The sequence below is a fragment of the Kitasatospora sp. NPDC032121 genome, from assembly GCF_055580145.1.
Genome location: NZ_JBVILX010000005.1, coordinates 41,874 through 61,304 on the forward strand (window position 1 = coordinate 41,874; position 19,431 = coordinate 61,304).

At 73.1% G+C, this 19,431-nt stretch carries 18 protein-coding genes; 9 read left to right on the top strand and 9 right to left on the bottom strand.

The window, feature by feature from the left end; translation table 11 throughout:
- Nucleotides 1-207: 207 nt before the first annotated feature.
- On the top strand, nt 208-1,095 hold the full coding sequence (locus ACZ5OX_RS16335) for a lysozyme (RefSeq protein WP_465630435.1): 888 nt from the start codon (nt 208-210) through the stop codon (nt 1,093-1,095).
- Nucleotides 1,096-1,204: 109 nt separating this feature from the next.
- Here the strand turns inward: ACZ5OX_RS16335 and ACZ5OX_RS16340 are convergent, their stop codons facing one another.
- The 3 genes from ACZ5OX_RS16340 to ACZ5OX_RS16350 all read right to left on the bottom strand — a co-directional run bounded on the left by ACZ5OX_RS16340 (nt 1,205) and on the right by ACZ5OX_RS16350 (nt 5,655).
- Nucleotides 1,205-2,893 carry a S53 family peptidase gene (locus ACZ5OX_RS16340; protein ID WP_465630436.1) on the bottom strand — a complete coding sequence of 563 codons (1,689 nt, stop codon included), beginning with the start codon at nt 2,891-2,893 and terminating at the stop codon, nt 1,205-1,207.
- Between the two features lie 201 nt (nt 2,894-3,094).
- Entirely contained in the window at nt 3,095-4,930 is a 1,836-nt protein-coding gene (locus tag ACZ5OX_RS16345; RefSeq protein WP_465630437.1) for a M1 family metallopeptidase, read from the bottom strand.
- Between the two features lie 95 nt (nt 4,931-5,025).
- Nucleotides 5,026-5,655, bottom strand: coding sequence for a maleylpyruvate isomerase N-terminal domain-containing protein (locus ACZ5OX_RS16350; protein WP_465630438.1), 630 nt, complete (start codon nt 5,653-5,655; stop codon nt 5,026-5,028).
- A 111-nt stretch (nt 5,656-5,766) separates the two neighbouring features.
- On the opposite strand from ACZ5OX_RS16350, the gene ACZ5OX_RS16355 reads away from it, so the two are divergent.
- The 5 genes from ACZ5OX_RS16355 (at nt 5,767) to ACZ5OX_RS16375 (ending at nt 9,170) form a co-directional block, all read left to right on the top strand.
- Nucleotides 5,767-5,892, top strand: a complete 126-nt coding sequence (locus tag ACZ5OX_RS16355) for a hypothetical protein (RefSeq protein WP_465630439.1) — start codon at nt 5,767-5,769, stop codon at nt 5,890-5,892.
- Nucleotides 5,889-6,506: a LysE family transporter gene (locus tag ACZ5OX_RS16360; RefSeq protein ID WP_465630440.1), complete on the top strand. Its 618-nt coding sequence runs from the start codon at nt 5,889-5,891 to the stop codon at nt 6,504-6,506. The genes ACZ5OX_RS16355 and ACZ5OX_RS16360 overlap by 4 nt, the downstream gene beginning before the upstream one ends.
- Before the next feature lie 442 nt (nt 6,507-6,948).
- Nucleotides 6,949-7,671, top strand: a complete 723-nt coding sequence (locus ACZ5OX_RS16365; RefSeq protein ID WP_465630441.1) for a TetR/AcrR family transcriptional regulator — start codon at nt 6,949-6,951, stop codon at nt 7,669-7,671.
- 80 nt (nt 7,672-7,751) lie between these two features.
- Nucleotides 7,752-8,081, top strand: coding sequence for a hypothetical protein (locus tag ACZ5OX_RS16370; protein WP_465630442.1), 330 nt, complete (start codon nt 7,752-7,754; stop codon nt 8,079-8,081).
- A 15-nt stretch (nt 8,082-8,096) separates the two neighbouring features.
- A complete protein-coding gene (locus ACZ5OX_RS16375; protein WP_465630443.1) occupies nt 8,097-9,170 on the top strand; it encodes a M14 family metallopeptidase in 1,074 nt (357 codons plus the stop codon).
- A gap of 218 nt (nt 9,171-9,388) precedes the next feature.
- On the opposite strand, the gene ACZ5OX_RS16380 is transcribed toward ACZ5OX_RS16375, so the two are convergent.
- Complete coding sequence (locus ACZ5OX_RS16380; RefSeq protein WP_465630444.1) at nt 9,389-10,015, bottom strand: TetR/AcrR family transcriptional regulator; 627 nt, start codon at nt 10,013-10,015, stop codon at nt 9,389-9,391.
- Between the two features lie 234 nt (nt 10,016-10,249).
- On the opposite strand from ACZ5OX_RS16380, the gene ACZ5OX_RS16385 reads away from it, so the two are divergent.
- The 3 genes from ACZ5OX_RS16385 to ACZ5OX_RS16395 all read left to right on the top strand — a co-directional run bounded on the left by ACZ5OX_RS16385 (nt 10,250) and on the right by ACZ5OX_RS16395 (nt 12,836).
- Complete coding sequence (locus ACZ5OX_RS16385; protein ID WP_465630445.1) at nt 10,250-11,008, top strand: SDR family oxidoreductase; 759 nt, start codon at nt 10,250-10,252, stop codon at nt 11,006-11,008.
- A gap of 101 nt (nt 11,009-11,109) precedes the next feature.
- A complete protein-coding gene (locus ACZ5OX_RS16390) occupies nt 11,110-11,868 on the top strand; it encodes an SDR family oxidoreductase (RefSeq protein ID WP_465630873.1) in 759 nt (252 codons plus the stop codon).
- Nucleotides 11,865-12,836: an NADPH:quinone oxidoreductase family protein gene (locus tag ACZ5OX_RS16395; protein ID WP_465630446.1), complete on the top strand. Its 972-nt coding sequence runs from the start codon at nt 11,865-11,867 to the stop codon at nt 12,834-12,836. Before ACZ5OX_RS16390 ends, ACZ5OX_RS16395 begins: the two co-directional genes overlap by 4 nt.
- Before the next feature lie 185 nt (nt 12,837-13,021).
- On the opposite strand, the gene ACZ5OX_RS16400 is transcribed toward ACZ5OX_RS16395, so the two are convergent.
- The 5 genes from ACZ5OX_RS16400 to ACZ5OX_RS16420 all read right to left on the bottom strand — a co-directional run bounded on the left by ACZ5OX_RS16400 (nt 13,022) and on the right by ACZ5OX_RS16420 (nt 19,428).
- Nucleotides 13,022-13,498, bottom strand: coding sequence for a hypothetical protein (locus tag ACZ5OX_RS16400; RefSeq protein WP_449792151.1), 477 nt, complete (start codon nt 13,496-13,498; stop codon nt 13,022-13,024).
- Between the two features lie 255 nt (nt 13,499-13,753).
- On the bottom strand, nt 13,754-14,197 hold the full coding sequence (locus ACZ5OX_RS16405; protein ID WP_465630447.1) for a hypothetical protein: 444 nt from the start codon (nt 14,195-14,197) through the stop codon (nt 13,754-13,756).
- A 170-nt stretch (nt 14,198-14,367) separates the two neighbouring features.
- The gene (locus ACZ5OX_RS16410) at nt 14,368-16,266 is read right to left on the bottom strand and encodes an Ig domain-containing protein (protein WP_465630448.1); all 1,899 of its coding nucleotides are present in this window, start codon (nt 16,264-16,266) and stop codon (nt 14,368-14,370) included.
- A 459-nt stretch (nt 16,267-16,725) separates the two neighbouring features.
- The gene (locus ACZ5OX_RS16415) at nt 16,726-18,018 is read right to left on the bottom strand and encodes an alpha/beta hydrolase family protein (protein WP_465630449.1); all 1,293 of its coding nucleotides are present in this window, start codon (nt 18,016-18,018) and stop codon (nt 16,726-16,728) included.
- A gap of 168 nt (nt 18,019-18,186) precedes the next feature.
- Nucleotides 18,187-19,428 (bottom strand): acyl-CoA dehydrogenase family protein, encoded by a 1,242-nt coding sequence (locus ACZ5OX_RS16420; RefSeq protein ID WP_465630450.1) that lies wholly within the window; start codon nt 19,426-19,428, stop codon nt 18,187-18,189.
- Nucleotides 19,429-19,431: the final 3 nt, after the last annotated feature.

Sequence of the window (19,431 nt, forward strand, 5' to 3'; positions counted from 1 at the left end):
GCGCGTTCCGGGCCGCCGGAAACGGGCAGGACCGGCAACGCCGGTTGCCGGTCATGGGGCCCGGACACATCTGACATGCGTTCACTATGTGAAAAAAGATGCCTGGTGGTGGTGCCAGGTACATGGCTACTCTGCGGTACGGCCGGTCAGACCCCGGCCGTACCGGGTCATTTCGACCTTCCCCACGCTCGGACCAGAGGAGTGCTCATGCCCCGCTCTTCCCGCTCCGCCCGCCCCACCGGCACCGACAGACCGGCCCGCCGCCGCCTGCCCGCGCTGGCCGCCCTCGCCGCCGCGACCGCCCTGGTCGCCGGTGTGGCCGCCCCCGCGTACGCGGCCGAACCCGCCCCTGTCGCCCCCGTGGCCGAAGGCCGCCCCGGCTTCCACCCCGAGCAGGACTTCGCCGGCTCCACCGTCGCCGCCCGCGAGGGCCGCGGCGCCGCCGCGCCGTTCGCCTCCCTCGCCGCCACCCAGACCCCCGGTCTGGACGTCTCCGGCTACCAGGGCAACGTCAACTGGTCGTCGGTGGCCGCCAACGGCGCCAAGTTCGCCTACGTCAAGGCGACCGAGGGCACCGGCTACACCAACCCCTCCTTCGCCCAGCAGTACAACGGCTCGTACAACGCCGGCCTGATCCGCGGCGCCTACCACTTCGCGCTGCCGAACGCGTCCTCCGGCGCCACCCAGGCCAACTACTTCGTCAGCCACGGCGGCGGCTGGTCCGCCGACGGCAAGACCCTGCCGCCCGCGCTGGACATCGAGTACAACCCCTACGGCGCCACCTGCTACGGCCTCAGCCAGAGCGCCATGGTCAACTGGATCCGCGACTTCAGCAACACCGTGCACTCCCGCACCGGCCGCTACCCCACCATCTACACCACCACCAACTGGTGGACCCAGTGCACCGGCAACAACGCCGGCTTCGGCACCACCAACCCGCTCTGGATAGCCCGCTACGCCTCCTCCGTCGGCATCCTGCCGAACGGCTGGGGCTACCAGACCTTCTGGCAGTTCGCCGACGCCGGCACCTTCCCCGGTGACCAGAACTACTTCAACGGCGCGGCCGACCGCCTCCGCGCCCTCGCCCTGGGCTGATCCACCGACCGTCGGACCCCCACCGCCGAGGCGGGGGTCCGACGGATGGCGACGTCCGGAGCCGGGGTGCGTCCGAAGTCGGGGGCCCGGCGCCGGGGGAGGTCCGGCGTCAGAGCGCCTTGAGGCCGTCCAACAGCCCCTGGCCGCCGGGGCTGCCGAGGCCGGTGCACGCGTCCCAGTCGGGCCCTGAGGCGTACGCGCCGTTGCTGCCCTGGGTGATGTCCCGCAGGACGCCCGTCGCGAACTTCGTGTACAGCAGCGGGTCGAGGAAGCCGACCTGGGCGGAGCCGGGCAGGCCCTGGTTGATCCGGGCGAGCAGCGCGGCCCACATCGGGGCGGAGGCGCTGGTGCCGCCGATCTGGTTGAAGTGCACGCCGTCGACGCTCGGGACGACCACACCGGTCTGCGGGTCGGCCAGCGCGGACACGTCGGGCACGCCGCGCCCGCGCGCGTGCGGCGGGTCGGCCGACGGCGGCACGTCGACGCCGGACTGGTACGCGGGCACCGGGAAGACCGCGCTGATGCCGCCGCCCGTCCGGCTGCCCGGGCCGTCGTCCCAGCAGACCTCGCTGACGACCTGCCCCTGGCGGACCACCAGGCGGGTGCCGCCGACGCCGAGCACGTGCGGGCTGGAGGCGGGGAAGTCGGCGTGGGCGCGCTCGTCGTCGACCTGGTCGCGGGAGCCGTCGTCACCCGAGGCGCAGCAGACGCTGATGTTCTTCTCGGCCGCGCCCGCGAAGGCGTCGTCCGCCCGCTTCATCGCCCCGACCGTCCACCGGCTGCCCGGGCTGGCCTCGGCGTTGCCGTAGCTGCAGGAGATCACACCGGGCCGGTTCTCGGTGTCGTTGACGATCCGGGTGATCAGGTCGACCCAGCCCTGTTCGGTGAACCGGCTGAAGTAGACGACGATCTTCGCCTTGGGGGCGAGGGCGCCGACGACCGCCAGGTCGAGCATGATCTCGCCGCTGCTGTCGGCCGTCTCGAAGTCGGAGTCCTGCCCCGGGTCGTTGCCGGGGCTGCCGACGCCCGGGATCACCACGTTGGTGATGTCCGGCATGTCCTGGTGGAGGACGTTGACGAAGTAGTTCCTCAGCGCGTCCAGCGAGTAGCCGCCGGACGGGACGCCGGGCGGCGTCTCGCCGTTGAAGGCGAGGACGGCGATGCACTGCCCGCTCCCGTCGGTGCCGGCCGGGTAGGCGTACGGCGCCTGGAGCTGCGGCGGGAGGAAGGCTCCCGGCCGGAGCGTCGCGGCGGTGTGCGCCACCGGGGCGGCGTCGGCGGGCCGGCGGATCAGCAGGCGGCTGCCGATCGGCCGGTCGTCCAGGCCGAAGACGTGGCTGACGATGCCGTCCAGCTCCGCGGGGACGAAGATCTGGCCCACCCGGCCACGGTAGGTGCGGGGATTGCCCTTGGCGTCCTGGTAGCGGTAGCGGGCCAGGGTCACCTGGAAGGCGTCCGAGACGTCCCGGGTGGTGCCGGTCAGCTGGACGCTGCGGGCCAACGGGTTCGGGTTCTCGACCTTGAGGCCGTGCTCGGCGGCGAAGGCCTCGACCGCCTTGAGGTCGGTGTCCAGCCACCGGTGGGTGGCGGCGTACTGGTCGTCGGTGGGCAGGACGCGCCGGGTCGGCGCCTGGAGCGCCAGCTCGTAGACGTCCGGCCGCGGCTGCGCGGCGGGGTCGCGGCGCAGGTAGACGGTGACGGTCAGGGGTGTCTGGGGGTGGGCCGGTCCGATGGCCCGCGCTCCGTCGAGCGGAACGCGGGAGCTGTCCGGCAGCGCCACGTAGTGGTTGGTCGACATGATCGCTCCAGCGGTCGGGTCCGCGCCGGGAGCTCGCGACTCTGGGTCGTGTGCTTTCGACTGTCCGCATACGGCACACGCTTATGTCGTATGCGTACAGCGTCCTCCGGGGGGCCGGGTGGCGTCAAGGGGCGCCGAGGGAGCGTCAGGGGGCGGCGCCCCCGGCCGGGACCGGGGGCGCCGCCAGGGGTGGCGGGCCGCTCAGCCGTCGATGCGGTGCTGGCTCCAGAAGGAGGTCAGGTCCACGGTGGTGGCGGCCTGGGCCGCGGCCTTGAACTCCGCGGTGGTGGAGACGCCGTACCAGTGCGCCTGCGCGTAGTTCCGCAGCAGCGTGGTCATCGCGGTGTCGCCGATCGTCCGGCGCAGGTCGTGCAGGGCGCACTTGCCGTAGCCGTAGACGACCGTGGAGTAGCGCGAGGAGTTGGCGTCCCAGTACGCCATCGAGTTGGTGATCCGCTCCGCCGAGGAGGCCCAGGAGACGCTGTTCCAGCAGTTGTTGCCGGTCTTGCCGAGGGCGAGGTCGGTGGCGTAGTCGGTGAAGGCCTCGTCCAGCCAGGGGCCGTTGTATTCGTCGTCGCCCACGATGCCGTACCACCACTGGTGGCCGATCTCGTGGGTCAGCGCCGTGGTGCTGACCAGGTCGAGGACGAAGCCCGGGTACTCCATGCCGCCGAACCAGAAGTTGTTGTCGATCACCGCGTCCAGTTCGCCGTACGGGTAGGCGCCGAAGCGCTGGGCGTGGGCGTCGACCGCCGAGGTCGCGGTGGAGAGCATCGACGCGGAGTCGGAGGAGCTGATCCCCGCCACCGAGTAGACGTTGACCTTCACCCCGGCCGCGGAAGTGCCGGAGATCCTGGTGAACGGTCCGGCGCCCCAGGCGAAGTCGCGGACCTTGCTCGCGGTCGCCTTGGTGACGGTCCGTCCGGCCGCGCCGGGGGTGTCCACCGAGGTGCCGGTCGCGGGCACCAGCAGGCCGGTCGGGTGGTCCAGGGTGACGGTGAAGTCCGAGGCCACCGAGTAGAAGGACTCGCCGTTGTCGGTGTACGGGTCGAGGTGCCAGCCGGTCGCGTCCCGTACCGCCAGGACGGGCAGGGCGTTGCCGAGGAAGTTGTACGCGCCGTCGTGGCCGAAGCGGTCCGCGCCGCTCGGCACGGTGATGCCGAGGTCGAAGCCGACGGTGCCGCTCTGGCCCTGCGCGAGCGGCGCCGGCAGGGTGATCTTGAGCGCGGTGCAGTTCACCGTGAGCGGGGAGGGCGTGCCGCCGGTCACGTTGGTCACCGTGATCGGGGTGCTGGGGCAGCTGCCGTGGGCGTTGTCCCACAGCCGCAGGTACACCTCGTTCAGCGGCGAGGACGAGGCGTTGCTGAAGCTCACGCTCTCGTGCCCGGTCCAACTGCCGCCGGAGGCATCGCTGGTGAGCGCGACGGTGTACGCCGGCGAGACCGGGGTGCGGGTCGGGTCACCGGGCTGGGGCGGGGTGCCGCCGCCGGAGGCGTCCAGGGTGACGTCGTCCAGCACGAAGCTGGTCTGCAGGCCGGCGTCCTCGACGCCGGTGAAGGAGAGCGTCGCGCTCTGGCCCGCGAAGGCGGAGACGTCGAGGGTCTTGTGCACGTACCCGCTGCGGGCGTCCAGGTTGGAGTAGGTCGCCAGCGTGGTGGAGCCGAGTTTGACGGTGAGCCTGTCGTAGGCGGTGCTGCCGGTGGTCTCGGCGGTGTCGACGTGCAGCCAGAACCCGAGCGTCGCGGTGCCGCACCCGGCGGGGAGGGTGACGGACTGCGAGAGGGTGTCGCTGTGGCTGGAGCCGTAGCCGTCGAGCCAGGCGTAGGAGCTGCCGGAGTGCGCGCTCTGGCCGCTGTCCGCGGTGATCGCGCCGCTCGGCGCCGTCCAGGACGAACCGCCGGACTCGAAACCGCCGTTGGCCACCACCTGGGCGGGTGTGCAGTCCGCGGCGCTCGCCACATTGGGGGTGGCGAGCGCCGCGAGGCCGACGGCCGCGAACAGGGCGGCGCCGGTCAGGGCAGGCAGGATTCTTCTCATCGGAGCCTCTCGTGGGGAGCGGGCCGGGAGCAGCAGCGTGACAGCAAGCCCGCGCCTTTGAAAGGCTCATGACATGAGACGTGTACGCCTCACCCTCACCGGACGACCGGCAGCACCGCCCGCGCACCGCGGCCGGTCGCCGCCTCGATGAAGGCCACCGGGTCGGCGACCCGCGCCAGCAGCGCGCGGGTGAAGTCCAGCGCCTCCTCGGCGGGCAGCGGGCCGCCGACGGCTGCGACCAGGTCGAGCAGATGGACGGTCGCCTCCATCAGCGCCACCTCGCCGAGCGCGCCGACCGTCACGCTGCCGAGCAGCGGGTGCGCCACCGTGGTGCCCGGCGACAGGTCCGCGATGCCGTCCAGCGCGGCGGGGCCCTCGACGCCCAACCGGGCGATCAGCACGGCGGGTTCGGCCGCCTCGGCGGACTGCTTCGCCGCCTCGGCGACCTGCTCGGCGGCGGTGTGGGCGATGCCGCCAGGACGGTTGTAGGCGCGCAGGATGCCGGCCCCGTCCACCACCTCGGCCGGCGCGTCCAGGACGGCCGCGCGCAGCCCGGCGAACATCTCCGGCACCGGCGCCACGTGCGCGAACAGCTCCCGTACGGTCCACCCGGGCAGCCGGGTGGACCGCTCCCAGTCCTCCGCGGCCAGGGCGGCGCCCCGCTCCGCCCACGAGGCCCAGACCTCCACCAACAGCGCTCGCACCTGGTCGTTCTGACTGTCCATCTGCTCTCCTCCGGTCTCTTCGGAACGGCGATCACGGGGTCGGCCCCACGCTATCCCGGGCACCCGGAAAACCGTTTGCCGCACCCGCGGCCGGGCCGCCACCATCGGCCCATGACCGACTCCCCCGCCCGTCCGCTGTCCGCACCCGCCGCCACCCGCCCCGCCACGCTCCCGGTCACCGCCCCGGTCCAGCAGCAGCCCCGCCGTCCCCGGAGGCCCGGCGCCGCACGCGCGTGAGGGCCGCGCTGGCCGCAGGGCTGCTCGCCGGGCTCGGCGTGGCCGTCCCGGTGGGGGCCGTCGGGGCCTACCTGGTGTCGCTCACCGCACGCACCTCGCTGCGCACCGGCGCCTGCGCCGCCCTCGGCGTGGCCACCGCGGACGGGCTGTACGCGCTGCTCGCGGCAGCCGGCGGCGCCGGCCTCGCGCCGCTGCTCGAACCGGTCGCCCGGCCACTGCGGCTCGTCTCCGCCCTGGTACTGCTGGCCCTCGCCGCCCGGACGGCCGTCACGGCACTGCGCAGCCGCCCCGACACCGCCGACGACGGACCGCGGGCACAACCGCCCTCCCCCGCCCGGGCGTTCCTGACACTGCTGGGCATCACCCTGCTGAACCCGCTCACCGTGCTCTACTTCGCCGCGCTGGTCCTCGGCGGCGGCAGCCAGGGCGGCGTCCCGGCCCGGGCGGCCTTCACCCTCGGCGCCTTCGCCGCCTCCGCCTGCTGGCAGCTGCTGCTGGCCTCCGGCGGCGCCCTGCTCGGCCGCGCCCTGACCGGCCCGCGCGGCCGGCTGCTCACCGCGCTCGGCTCCGCCGCACTGGTCGCCGCACTCGCCGTCCGGCTGCTGCTCGACTGAACGCACCCTCTCTCCACGCGTAGTGGCGTCACATCGCGACCGGCCCCGCCACCGCCGTTGCCACAGCCGCACCCCGCCCCACCCCGGGCCCACCGCCGCTCACCGCACTCGCCACCCGACTCCCACCCGACCGAACACCCGCCCCCCCGCGCCAGCCACGTCACCCACCGCGACCGGCCCCGCCACCGCCGTTGCCGCAACCACTCCCCGCCCCCACCCCACCCTGGGTCGGCTGACCAGCGGGATCGGCGAATCGGCCGCCGGAGTCCGCTCAACCATTTACGTCCGATTCATACCTTGTATCCTGGTTCTGTATCCGCTGAGTGACATCCGCCGAAACCCGGCCCGGAAGCGGGCCCCGCGTCGCGACTGGCCCGTCGAGCCGGCCGAGCGGCCGGGGCGCGGGCCGACGACACCGGCACCGACCCGGAGGAGTGCGGAGATGGCCGAGCAGGACGCCTCCGAGAAGCGGGGGCGGCTGAGCCGCCCGCTGGTGCTGGGCGCCGCCGTGGCCCTCGTCGACCGCGAGGGCCTGGGCGCGCTGACCATGCGCAGGCTGGCGACCGAGCTCGGCGTGGAGTCGATGGCCCTGTACCGCTACACCCCGGGCAAGGAGGCACTGATCGACGGCCTGGTCGAGGCCTACTTCGACGAGATCAACGCCCGGCTGCGGGCCGGCTCCGTCCGCGGCCCCCACCATGACGGCTGGCGCGCCGAACTGCGCCGGATCGCCCGGGCGTTCGCCGCCACCGCGCACGCCCACCCCGAGATCCTGCCGCTGGTCGCGACCCGCCCGCTGGCCGTCCCGGTGTCGCGGCGCCCGACCTCGGTGCTGGACCTCACCGAGCACATCCTGGCCGTGCTCGGCCGGGCCGGCTTCGACGACGCCGGCTCGCTGACCGTCTACCGCAGCTTCGTCGCCTGGAACCTCGGCTGCATGCTGGTGGACAAGCGCCAGGTGGTCGACAACCCGAGCGAGCCGGACCCCGCGCTGCGGCTCGGCCTGCACCGGCTGTCCGCCACGGACTACCCCCGGCTGCGCGCCCTGGTGCCCCGGTTCGCCGACTTCGACGACGAGGCCGAGATGCTGAGCGGCCTGGACAGCCTGCTCGACGGGATGCCCGAGCCGCCCCTTGACGGCTTCTACGGCGGCGACGCATCCTGAGGATACGAGGTACACGTCGGACATATCCGCTCGAATCGGCGCCACCGGCAGCCCGCTGACGGCGCCCGGAAGAAGCCCTCATGTCCTCCGTACCCGACACACCACCCCCGGATGACATCCTGCGCCTCCGCGTCACCGCCAGGGACCCGGAGACCCTGCGCGCACTGCTGCGCGACACCCGCCCCGACGTCGGCGGACGCCCGCGCGTCGAGGAGGACGGCCGCGTCGGCATCGACGTCTACGCCCCGGCCGACCGGATCCCGACCCTCGAACGCGAGGGCGTCACGGTCACCCTGATCGGCAACGCCAGCGAGGCCGGGCGCGCCGCCCAGTCCGAGGTCGGCAGCGGCGACCGCTTCGCCCCCGCCGACGCCGTCCCGCGCGGCCTGGCCACCAAGCTCTCCGGCTGACCCGGGAGGCCCGCCATGCCGTATCTGAACGTCACCGAGGTCGAGTCCGCCGTGACCAGCCTGGCCACCGCCTTCCCCGACCTGACCCAACTCCTCACCCTGCCCGAGCCCTCGTTCGAGGGCCGCACCGCCCACGCCCTGCTGATCAGCGAACCCGCGCCGGCCCCCAAACCGTGCGTCATGATGATCGGGGGCGTCCACGCCCGCGAATGGGGCAGCTGCGAGATCCTCATCCACCTCGCCGCCGACCTGCTGGAGGCCCACCGGGACGGCACCGGCCTCGGCTACGGCGGCACCGCCTTCACCGCCGGTCAGGTCAGCGGCCTGCTCCAGCGGCTGGACCTGGTGTTCTATCCGCTGGTCAACCCCGACGGCCGGCACTACAGCCAGACCGTCAGGCCCATGTGGCGCAAGAACCGCAACCCGGCGAACGCCGGCGGCAACCCGGCCCCGGACTGCGTGGGCGTCGACCTCAACCGCAACTACGACTTCCTCTTCGACTTCGTCACCGCCTTCGCCCCGGGTGCCAATCCCCAGGTGTCGAACGACCCGTGCGACCAGCAGGTCTACGCCGGCCCGAGCGCGTTCTCCGAACCGGAGACCCGCAACGTCCAGTGGCTGCTGGACCAGTTCCCGCTGACCCGGTGGTTCGTCGACGTGCACAGCTACTCACAGGACATGCTCTACAACTGGGGCGACGACGAGAACCAGTCGGTCGACCCCGACATGAACTTCCGCAACTCCGACTACGACGGCAAGCGCGGCCTGCCCGGCGACCTCACGTACGCCGAGTACATCCCCAAGGGCGACGAGGACGCCGCCGTGCTGCTCGCCGAGGCGTTCTGCAAGGGCGTCAACGGCGTACGCGGCCTGGCGTACAAGCCGATGAGCGGGTTCCACCTGTACCCGACCAGCGGAACCAGCGACGACTACGTCTACTCCCGCGCCTTCGCCGACCCGGACCAGGGCAAGGTACTGGGCTTCACCGTCGAGTGGGGCACCGAGTTCCACCCCCGGTGGGCGGAGATGGAGCAGATCGTCCTCGACGTGGACGCAGGGCTGGTGCAGTTCTGCCTGGCCACCGCCTGAAACTCCGTAGGAGGCCCCGAAGCCACCGTGCCCGACAGCCACCGTGCCCGACAGCCAGGGCGCCCGCCACGATCGGTCGTGGCGGGCGCCCTCGGTTTGTCCGTACATTTACGAGGCACACGTACGGGAAAAACATACTTCGTATACAAGTCTGCTCGCCTCGCCGGAGCGGGTCAAGGGGCCCGGGGCCCCGGGGCGGCCCGCAGGGCTGCCGACCCTCAGACCCGGGCGCCGAGCATCCGCAGCACCAACTCCCCGTAGCGGCGCCCGAGCTCCTCCGGCGCCTCGGTGGAGTTGCCGGTGTACCAGCGGGAGACGTCGATGCCCAGCGAGGTGACCGCGCGGGCCGCCGTCCGCACCTCCGCCACCTGGAACTCCCCCGCCGCCACGCCCGCCTCGATCAGCGCGCTGACCTCCCGCTCGATGTCCAGCCGCAGCGCGGCGACCACCGCGTAGGCATCCTCGGGCAGCGCGTGCAGCTCGTAGTTGACCACCCGGCCGACCGTCCGGCCCCGGGCGTGCCAGGCGGTGAACCGCTCGACCAGCTGCCGCATCCGCTCGGCCGGGCCGCCCGGGCCGGCCGCCGCGTCCCGGACCAGGGTGAGCGTGGCGGCATGGCCGGCCCGGCTGATCTCGGCCAGCAGCGCGGCCTTCGACTGGTAGTGGATGTACAGCGCCGCCGGGCTCATCCCCGCCGCGGTGGCGATGTCCCGGGTCGTGGTGGCGTGGAAGCCGCGCTCCGCGAACGACTCGACGGCGGCCTGGAGCAGCCGGTACGCCGCTTCGGGGCGGACGTCGGCACCGGGCAGGGTCGGCCACAGGTCGGCGAGCGGGGTGCTGGTCATGGCGCCATCCTCCCAGAGAACTCGTACAGGCTTTCCCGCCGGTCGTCCCCCTCGGGCGGGAGCGGGCGTCCGACGGACTGTTGACAGGCTCCCGCACCGACAGCATGCTGAGCAAGCGCTTAGTCAGCAGCTGGCGGATTCCCCCGGGGCCCCGCGGATTCCCAGCAGACCCCGCAGATCGCAGCAGATCCCCGCACGTTCCCGCAGGTTCCCGCACGAAAGGCAGGACGCTCCGTGGTGCACTCCTTCAAGGGCCGGGTGGCCATCGTCACCGGATCGAGCCGGGGCATCGGCCTCGGCATCGCGCGCGAGCTGGTCGACCGCGGGGCCAAGGTCTGCCTCACCGCCCGCAACCCCGAGCCGCTGGCCGAGGCCGTCCGCGACCTGGGCGGCCCGGAGAACGCGATCGCCGTCGCGGGCAAGGCCGACAACCCCGCGCACCAGGAGGAGGCGATCACCCGCACCCTGGAGACCTTCGGCCGGCTCGACCACCTGGTCAACAACACCGGCATCAACCCTGTCCTCGGGCCGATCCTGGACACCGACGAGGGCGCCGCCGCGAAGATCCTCGCCGTCAACGTGCTCGCCCCGCTGGCCTGGACCCGCCGCGCGCACGCCGCGTGGATGGGCGAGCACGGCGGCTCGATCGTCAACGTCGCCTCGATCACCGGCATCCGCGCCTCACTCGGCATCGGCATGTATGGCGTCAGCAAGGCCGCACTGATCCGGCTCACCACCGAACTCGCCGCCGAGCTGGGCCCCCAGGGCGTCCGGGTCAACGCCGTCGCCCCCGCCGTGGTCAAGACCAAGTTCGCCGAAGCGCTGTACGAGGGCCGCGAGGAGAAGGTCGCCAAGGCCTACCCGCTGGGCCGCCTCGGCGTCCCCGAGGACGTCGCCGGCGCCGTCGCCTTCCTGCTCTCCCCGGACGCCGACTGGATCACCGGCCAGACCCTGGTCCTGGACGGTGGGGTCACCCTCGGCGGTGGCATGTGACCACCGGGGCACTCGACGGCCCCACGCCGAACGGCCAGACGCCGAACGGCCAGGCGCCGGACAACCAGGCGCCGGACGGCCAGGAGTTCGCCGGCCGGGGCGTGGTGGTGACCGGCGGCGGCCGGGGCATCGGCGCCGCGCTGGCCCGGTCCTTCGCCGCGGCCGGCGCCCGAGTGGTGGTCAACGACCTGGACGCCGAGGCCGCCCGCGCCGTGGCGAAGGAGTGCGCGGGCACCGCCCTGCCCGGGGACGCGGCCTCCGCCGAGGGCCTGGCCGAGCTGGTCGGGCGAGCCCGCGCCGAACTGGACGAGATCGACGTGTGGTGCGCCAACGCGGGCGTCGCCCCGGCCGGCGGGACCGACGCGCCCGCCGCGGCCTGGGCGGGCGCCTGGGAGGTCAACGTCATGGCCCACGTCCGGGCCGCCGACCTGCTGCTCCCCCGCTGGCTGGAGCGCGGCGAGGGCCGCTTCCTGGCCACCGTCTCCGCCGCCGGGCTGCTCACCATGCTGGGCTCCGCCCCGTACTCCGTCACCAAGCACGGTGCACTGGCCTTCGCCGAGTGGCTCTCCGCGACCTACCGCCACCGGGGCGTGCGGGTGCACGCGCTCTGCCCGCAGGGCGTGCGCACCGACCTGCTCGCCTCCACCGGCGCGGTCGGCGAGGCGCTGCTCGCCCCCACCGCGCTCGACCCGGCGGATGTCGCCGAGGCGGCGCTGGACGGGATGCGCGCGGAGCGCTTCCTGCTGCTGCCGCACCCCGAGGTCGCCGACTACTGCCGCGTCCGGGCCACCGAGCCGGACCGCTGGCTCGCCGGGATGAACCGGCTCCAGCAGGGGCTGGAGAGGAGCGAAGTGCTGTGAGGGCCTGGCAGGTGGCCGAACTCGGCGAGCCCGCCGAGGTGATGCGGCTGGCCGAGGACGTCGCGCGGCCGGTGCCAGGGCCGGGGCAGCTGCTGGTCCGGGTGCGGGCGGCGGCCGTCAACTTCCCGGACGCGCTGATGGTGCGCGGGCAGTACCAGGTCCGCCCGCCGCTGCCGTTCACGCCCGGCGTGGAGCTGTGCGGCGAGGTGGTGGACGGCGCCCGGCGGGGCGAGCGGCTGATCGGCAACCCGGTGCTGCCGCACGGCGCCTTCGCCGAGTACGCGCTGCTGGACGCCGACGCCGCGTTCCCGGCGCCCGAGGCGCTGGACGACGCCGAGGCGGCCGCCCTGCACATCGGCCACCAGACCGCCTGGTTCGGGCTGCACCGCCGGGCCCGGCTGCGGGCCGGCGAGACCCTGCTGGTGCACGCGGCGGCCGGCGGGGTCGGCAGCGCAGCGGTCCAACTCGGCCGGGCCGCCGGTGCGCGGGTGATCGCCGTGGTCGGCGGGCCGTCGAAGGCGCGGGCCGCGCGGGCACTCGGCGCCGACCTGGTGGTGGACCGCCGGGAGCGGGACTTCGTCGCCGCCGTCAAGGAGGCCACCGACGGGCGCGGCGCCGACGTGGTCTTCGACCCGGTCGGCGGCGAGGCCTACACCGGCTCCGCCAGGTGCGTCGCCTTCGAGGGCCGGATCGTGGTGGTCGGCTTCGCCGGCGGGCGGATCCCCACCCCGGCGCTCAACCACGCCCTGGTGAAGAACTACTCGATCCTCGGCCTGCACTGGGGCCTCTACAACACCCACGACCCGCGCGCCGTCCGCACCGCCCACGACGAGCTCACCAGGCTCGCCGAGCGGGGCGCCGTCCGGCCCCTGGTGAGCGCCCGCGTGCCGCTGGCCGGCGCGGCGGACGCCGTCCATCGCGTCGCCGCCGGACTCACCACCGGCCGGATCGCCGTCCTGGGCGACTGACCCTCCGCGCGCTCACGTGCAGGGGCCCTCGCACAGGACCACCGTAGCGGGGCAGCGGCAACCGGTCGGCCCGCCCGGCCTCGCGAGGGGGCGGGCCGACCGGGGTCCGCCTTCACCGGAGTCCAGCGGTGAAGGCGTGGGCCCGCAGGAGGTTCACGGTCTCGTCGAAGCAGGACGGCTCGGCGTCAGTAGACGAGGATGTCCCAGTGGCTGCCCTCGTTGCAGTACAGGTTGCCCGACGCGGCCTTCCACTGCGGGTAGCCGTCGCCCCGGTAGCCGATGTAGGTGAAGCTGTTCTGGATGTAGTTGTCGATGCAGGAGCTGCGGGAGACGTCGACCTTGTAGCCGTTGTAGTGGCTGTAGGTGCCGGCGGCGTGGCCCACCTCGGTCCCGCCCGTGATGTTGATGGCACAGCCGCTGGCCTGCTTCAGGGTGATCATGGCGCTCACCGTGCCCGAGTTGATCTGGTCGAACGAGGTGCAGGTGGAGTTGGACCTGGTGGTGCAGCCGCCGCTGGAGCTCCACGTGATGCCGGCGCCGCTCAACTGACTGGCGGCCGCCGACTGCGACAACTTGGTACCGCTGGCGCCGGCCGTGGGCGCCGAGAGGGCGAGGCCCGCCAGGGCCAGGGCGACGACGGTGGCTGCGGTGCGTGGCTTCATCTGCATCTCCCGGTGAGGATGGCGTGCCTCCGACTCGACCCCCGGGCTCCGGGGACCGGCATCGCATCAGGATGGCCTACCACTGTCTATGCGGGTAGACCCCGGTTTGTGAATTTCATGTGACGGACAGTGGCCTTCGGCGCGTCGGAACGCCCCTGCGACCGCCCGGACGTGTAGGGGCCGACAGCCACCGGCGTACGACTGCCGGGGACGGCGTTCCCGGTGGACGCACCGGCGCCGGGCGAAGGTCGGCGCTCAGCCCTCGACGTCCACCGTGACCTCGTAAGTCCGCTGCTCGGGCGGGCAGTTGAGGGCCTCCCCACAGGAGGTCCGGGTGGCGGTGAGGCGGGCGGTGCCGGCCGTGCGGGCGGTGAAGTCCGCGGTGACGGTGCCGCAGCCGCCGCCGGGGCGGCAGGACGGGGACGGGGCGGTGCTCGGGACGCCGTCCGGGGCGAGGACCTCGGGGGCGGAGCTGGTGGCGGCGGACCAGTAGGTGCTGTGGAGCGCGAGCGTCAGCGTCGCGCCGACCGCGATCCGCACGGTGGTGCGGTCGGCGTGCTCGTCCACCGTGACCGTCGCCGGGCCCGGGGTGGCCGACGTGGTGGCGGGCGCCGATGGGCCCGTTCCGGTGGAGGCGCAGCCGGTCAGGGTGAGCAGGGCGGCGGCGAGTGCCAGGGCGGCGGGTCTTCTCGGATTCACGGTGGTTCCTCTTGCCGTTGTTCCAGGGGCCGTTGTTCCGGCGGCCGTTGTTCCAGGGGCACCGGTTCGACGCACCGGCGGCCGGTTCGGATCCGCCGGACGGCACCCGGGCCGCAAACGGCACCGGGGCGGGCGCTGGGCCCACCCCGGTGCGTTCGGCGCGACGGTGGTCAGGAGACGGTCACGTCGTCGTAGTAGGTGTAGGTCGGGTCACCCGCGTAGTTGTCGTCGTGGTTACTCAGGGTGAGGGTGTAGCTGTGGCCCGGGGTGACGGTCGCCGTCTTGTTGGTCCAGGTGCCGACGGTGGTGCAGGTCTTGGCCAGGACCGTGGTGGTCGTGCCGGTGGTGTTGTCCTTCAGGGTGGCGGTGGCCCAGTCGTAGGTGACGGTGTCGTTGCACGTGTTGCTGTACCAGAAGGACAGCTTGCTGGAGCCGGTCGGCGCGGTGAAGGTCTGGGCGATCGAGGAGTCCCCGGTCGGGCCGGTGGAGCCGACCATCGCGCCGTAGCTGCCGCTGTGGGCGGCGGAGGTGGTGGCGGAGGTGCTGCCGGCGGTGGTCCAGCCGGTCAGGCTGCCGCTCTCCAGCCCGCCGTTGGTGACGGCGTTGCCGCCGCCCCCGGTGGTGGACTCGGTCCAGGTGAAGGCGGTGTTGCCGGCGGCGCCGGTGCCGTCGGTGGCGGTGACCGTGACGCTGGAGGTGCCGGCGGCGGTCGGGGTGCCGGAGATCAGGCCGGTGGAGGAGTTGATCGACAGGCCGGCGGGCAGGCCGGTGGCCGAGTAGCTCAGCGTCTGGCCGGTGGCCGAGTCGGTGGCGTTGATCTGCAGGCTGGCCGCCGTGCCGACGGTGCCGCTCTGGTTGCCCGGGTTGGTGACGGTGACCGTGTTGCCGTGGGTCAGGATGGCGTGCGAGATCGCGCAGGAGTTGGTGTCGTTGGACCAGCTGGCCTGCTCGGCGTAGCTGCCGAAGGAGCCGAAGGAGATGTTGGCGGCGCCGCCGGTGCTGCCGGGCTGGATCCAGGCGCACTCGTCGGAGTTCTCCTGGCCGTTGTAGCTGCTGCCAGAGACGTGGTTGGTCCAGCCGCCGGCCGGGTTCTGGTCGGACATCATCTCGTGCCACTCGTGGCCGAGGGTCATCGTCCAGCCGTCCAGCGTGCCGGGCGAGTTGACGAAGCCGACGCCGCAGTTGGAGCCCGCGTCGATGTTGTACGGCTGGTTGGAGAAGGCGATGTCGCCGTAGGGCGAGCTCGCCGCACCGCCGGTGAGGGTGGTGTCACCGTTCCAGTCGTGCCAGGCGCAGTACCCGGTGGTGGGGTTCTGGTAGTCGTCCGGGTTGGTGCCGTGCGGCGACAGGACGATGTAGTACGCGTCCCGGTTGGCGGCGGCGGTGGTGTTGCCGAAGTGGCCGGCGGCCTTGACGGCCTCCTGGGCGAGCTGGTTGCCGCTGGCCTGGCTCGGCGAGGCGGCCGCGTTGTCGTACCAGACGCCGGACAGGACGCCGCCGCTCTGGTACGGGATGAAGTTGGCGTTGGACGGGCAGCTCACGGCACCGGTGGCGACGTTGGGGCCGTCGCACCACTGGGTCAGGTCGGCGGACCAGGTCTCGCCGTTGGTGCCGATGCCCTTGAACATCTGCTGGGTGGCACCGGCGGCACCGGCCGAGTCGTTGGAGAACTTGGCGTTGCCGTTGGCGTCGGTGCTCTGGGTGCCCCACTGGTTGCCGTAGAACACCAGGTAGACCTTGGAGTGCCCGCTCTGCACGCCGATGCCGTCGACGCCACCGCCGTACGACAGCGTCTGCTGGCCCGTCGCCGCGGCCTGGTTGTGGGCGGCGAGCCACTTCTTGTAGTTCTCGTGCTGGGACATGCCGGGCACCGCGCCGTGCCGGTAGGGGTGGCCGTTCTGCGGGCTCCAGGGGTTGAACTCGTTGGTGGAGCTGCCCTGCGAGCTGGAGACGTCCTGCGCGGAGGCCGGAGCGGCCGCGCCGGCCAAGCCGGCGGCGGCGAGCGCGAGCGACGCGATCGCGGTGAGCGCCGCGTACCTCGCGCGTCCTGTCCTGGGGGAGTGACCCATGGGTGAGGGTGCCTCTCTTCTGCCGATCGTCCCGCGGCCCAGGGGCCGGGAACGATCCCTTTGTGGGGAAGGGCCGGCGGCGGATTCCGTCAGGGCGGGTTCCGGTCGAATGTCGTTCGCGCACCGGAATTGACTGCCCGTCGGCGATTTGCCGCCTGCGTGGCAAGAAGGAAAGCAGAGCTGATGAACACCGGTCAACGGCGTAGGGTAAGGAACGATTAAGAAGCGCGTCCAAGCAGGTCAAGCGGTTTCCAAGCAGGTCAAGCAGTGTTGATGAAAAGCTGTCGACGCGTGTAGCCATTCACTGAATGGAACGGGGAAATCGGGCTCCGGAATCCGCGGTTTCCTGGTGGTGAGGCCGCCTTGACGGCAATTCACCGCCGCGCGCACAGGCCCCTCGTCCGCGGCTCGTCCGGGAGGGGGCGGCGCCGCGGCTGCGCCCGCCGCCGCCCCGGCCCACTACCGCTCGTAGGCCATCTCCGGGAAGCGCGCCGAGGGGCCGTCCAGCAGGTGGTCGTCCTGGCCGCGCAGCCAGCGGTCGAAGAAGGACGCCACGTAGGAGCGGGTGGCGAGTTCGGCGCGCCCGGGGCGGATGTCGCCGACGTCCTTGCGCAGTTGCTCGGCGCTGAGCACGCCCTGCCGGGCGAGCTGCGGCAGCAGCGGCTGGCCGTCGGTGTACGAGCCGTGGCGGGAACCGGCGAGGGTGACGTCGGCGCGCCAGCCGGTGCTGTGCTGCCACAGGGCGTTCCAGCCGGGCTGGTCGCGGTAGCTGCCGGAGTCGCCGCTGCCGGTGCCCATCAGCAGGAACGGCCGGTCCAGGCCGTCCTCGGCGACGCTGGGCAGGAAGACGCCGGTGTGGCCGTCGGGGCCGGGGAAGTGCAGTTGCCCGTCCATGTTGACGCCGGCGGTGATCCGCGGGTCGTCGTGCATGGTCTGCAGGGCGGTGAAGCCGCCCGCCGACTGGCCGACCATGCCGATCCGGCCGAGGTCGAGGGCCCCGGCGAGCCCAGTGGGCAGGCCGGGGCGCCCGCCCAGCGCGGCGAGTCGGTCCAGGACGAAGCGGGTGTCGGCCACCCGGGTGTCCATCGCCTTGCGCAGCACGGCGCCGACGTCCAGGCCGGGCTGTTCGAGCATGCCGGGGAACACCGAGGGGGCCAGGTCGCCGCCGGGGAAGGCGACTTCGGAGGCCTCGTAGGTGTGGTCGACGGTGACCACCACGTAGCCGCGTGAGGCGAGGTCCTCGACCAGCGCCGTCCCCCAGGTGCGCGGGTCGCCGAGGCCGGGCGAGTAGAGCACGACCGGGCGCGGGCCGCCGGCCAGTGCCGGGGCGTCCCTGCGGGCGTGGGTGCGGATGGCCGACCAGTCGGTGCGGCCCGGCTCGGTACCGTAGTTGAGCAGGCCGACGCCGTCCGGGCCGTCGAAGTGGCGGCCGGCGGCGGGCTCCATGTAGGGGGCGCGGTCGTCGCCGGCGGCCGGGTGGGAGGTCGGGTACCAGAGGCTGATCATCAGCTCGCGCCGCTGTCCGGGGTGCCAGGGGTCCTCCCGTCCGGCGTCGGTGAGGTGCAGCGCGGTGGTCCCGATCGGGTACGGCCCGCTGGGTTCCGGCAGCCAGGCCCGGGCCTGCCGCCCGATGCCGCCGTCGGTCCCGGTGCCGCCGCCGGTCGGCGTGGCCGCTCCGGCCGTGCCGATCGTGCCCACCGCCGCAGCCGCCGCCAGTACCACCGCCGCCACGGCCCGTCCCGGAATGCCCATGGTGTTCCCCTCCGTGTTCCGATCGATCGAACACGCAGGACACTACGGTCGGGGACGGGCCGCGGCCGTCATACCAGGGGGCCAACCGGTCCCCTGAATACCCCGGTGTCACACCCCTACGGGTAAGGGCGTGTCCGACGATTCGCGCCGGACGGGCGACGGCAACCGTCAGACACGCCCTGGCCGGTACTGCCGCAGCTCCCTGCGGGCCAGCGAGCGCTTGTGCACCTCGTCCGGGCCGTCGGCGAGCCGCAGGGTGCGGTTGCCGGCCCAGAGCTGGGCGAGCGGGGTGTCCTGGCTGACGCCGGCCGCGCCGTGGGCCTGGACGGCCTTGTCCAGGATCCACTCCACGGTGCGCGGGGTGGCGATCTTGATGGCCTGGATCTCGGTGTGCGCACCGCGGTTGCCGACGGTGTCCATCAGCCAGGCGGTCTTCAGCACCAGCAGCCGCAGCTGCTCGATCCGCACCCGGGACTCGGCGATCCAGTCCTGCACCACGCCCTGCTCGGCCAGCGGCTTCCCGAACGCCACCCGCTCGTTGGCCCGACGGCACATCAGCTCCAGCGCCCGCTCGGCGATGCCGACGGCGCGCATGCAGTGGTGGATGCGGCCGGGGCCGAGCCGGGCCTGCGCGATGGCGAAGCCCGTGCCCTCCTCCCCGATCAGGTTCTCCACCGGGACGCGGACGTCCTCGAACAGCACCTCGGCGTGGCCGCCGTGGTCGGCGTCGTCGTACCCGAAGACCGTCATGCCGCGCCGCACGGTCACGCCCGGGGTGTCGCGCGGGACGAGCACCATGCTCTGCTGGCGGTGCGGTTCGGCGTCCGGGTCGGTCTTGCCCATCACGATGAGGATCCGGCAGTCGGGGTTCATCGCGCCGGTGATGTACCACTTGCGGCCGTTGATGACGTACTCGCCGCCGTCCCGCTCGATCCGGGTGGCGATGTTGGTGGCGTCCGAGGAGGCGACCTCGGGCTCGGTCATCGCGAAGGCGGAGCGGATCTCGCCGTCCAGCAGCGGGCGCAGCCAGCGCTCGCGCTGCTCGGCGCTGCCGAACTGGGCGAGCAGCTCCATGTTGCCGGTGTCGGGCGCCGCGCAGTTGAGCGCGGGCGGGGCCAACTGGATGCTGCGGCCGGTGATTTCGGCGAGCGGGGCGTACTGGAGGTTGGTGAGGCCGGCGCCCGGCCCGCCCGGCAGGCCGTGCTTGTCCACGAAGAACAGGTTCCAGAGGTTCTGCTTGCGGGCCTCGGCCTGGAGGTCGGCGACGACGGGCGGGATGGCCCACGGGTCGCGGGCCCGGTCGGCGAGTTGGGCGGCGAGGACGGGCTCGGCGGGGTACACGTGCTCGGCCATGAAGGCGAGCAGCTGTTCGCGGAGTTCGTTCGTCCGGGCGTCGTAGGCGAAGTCCATCGG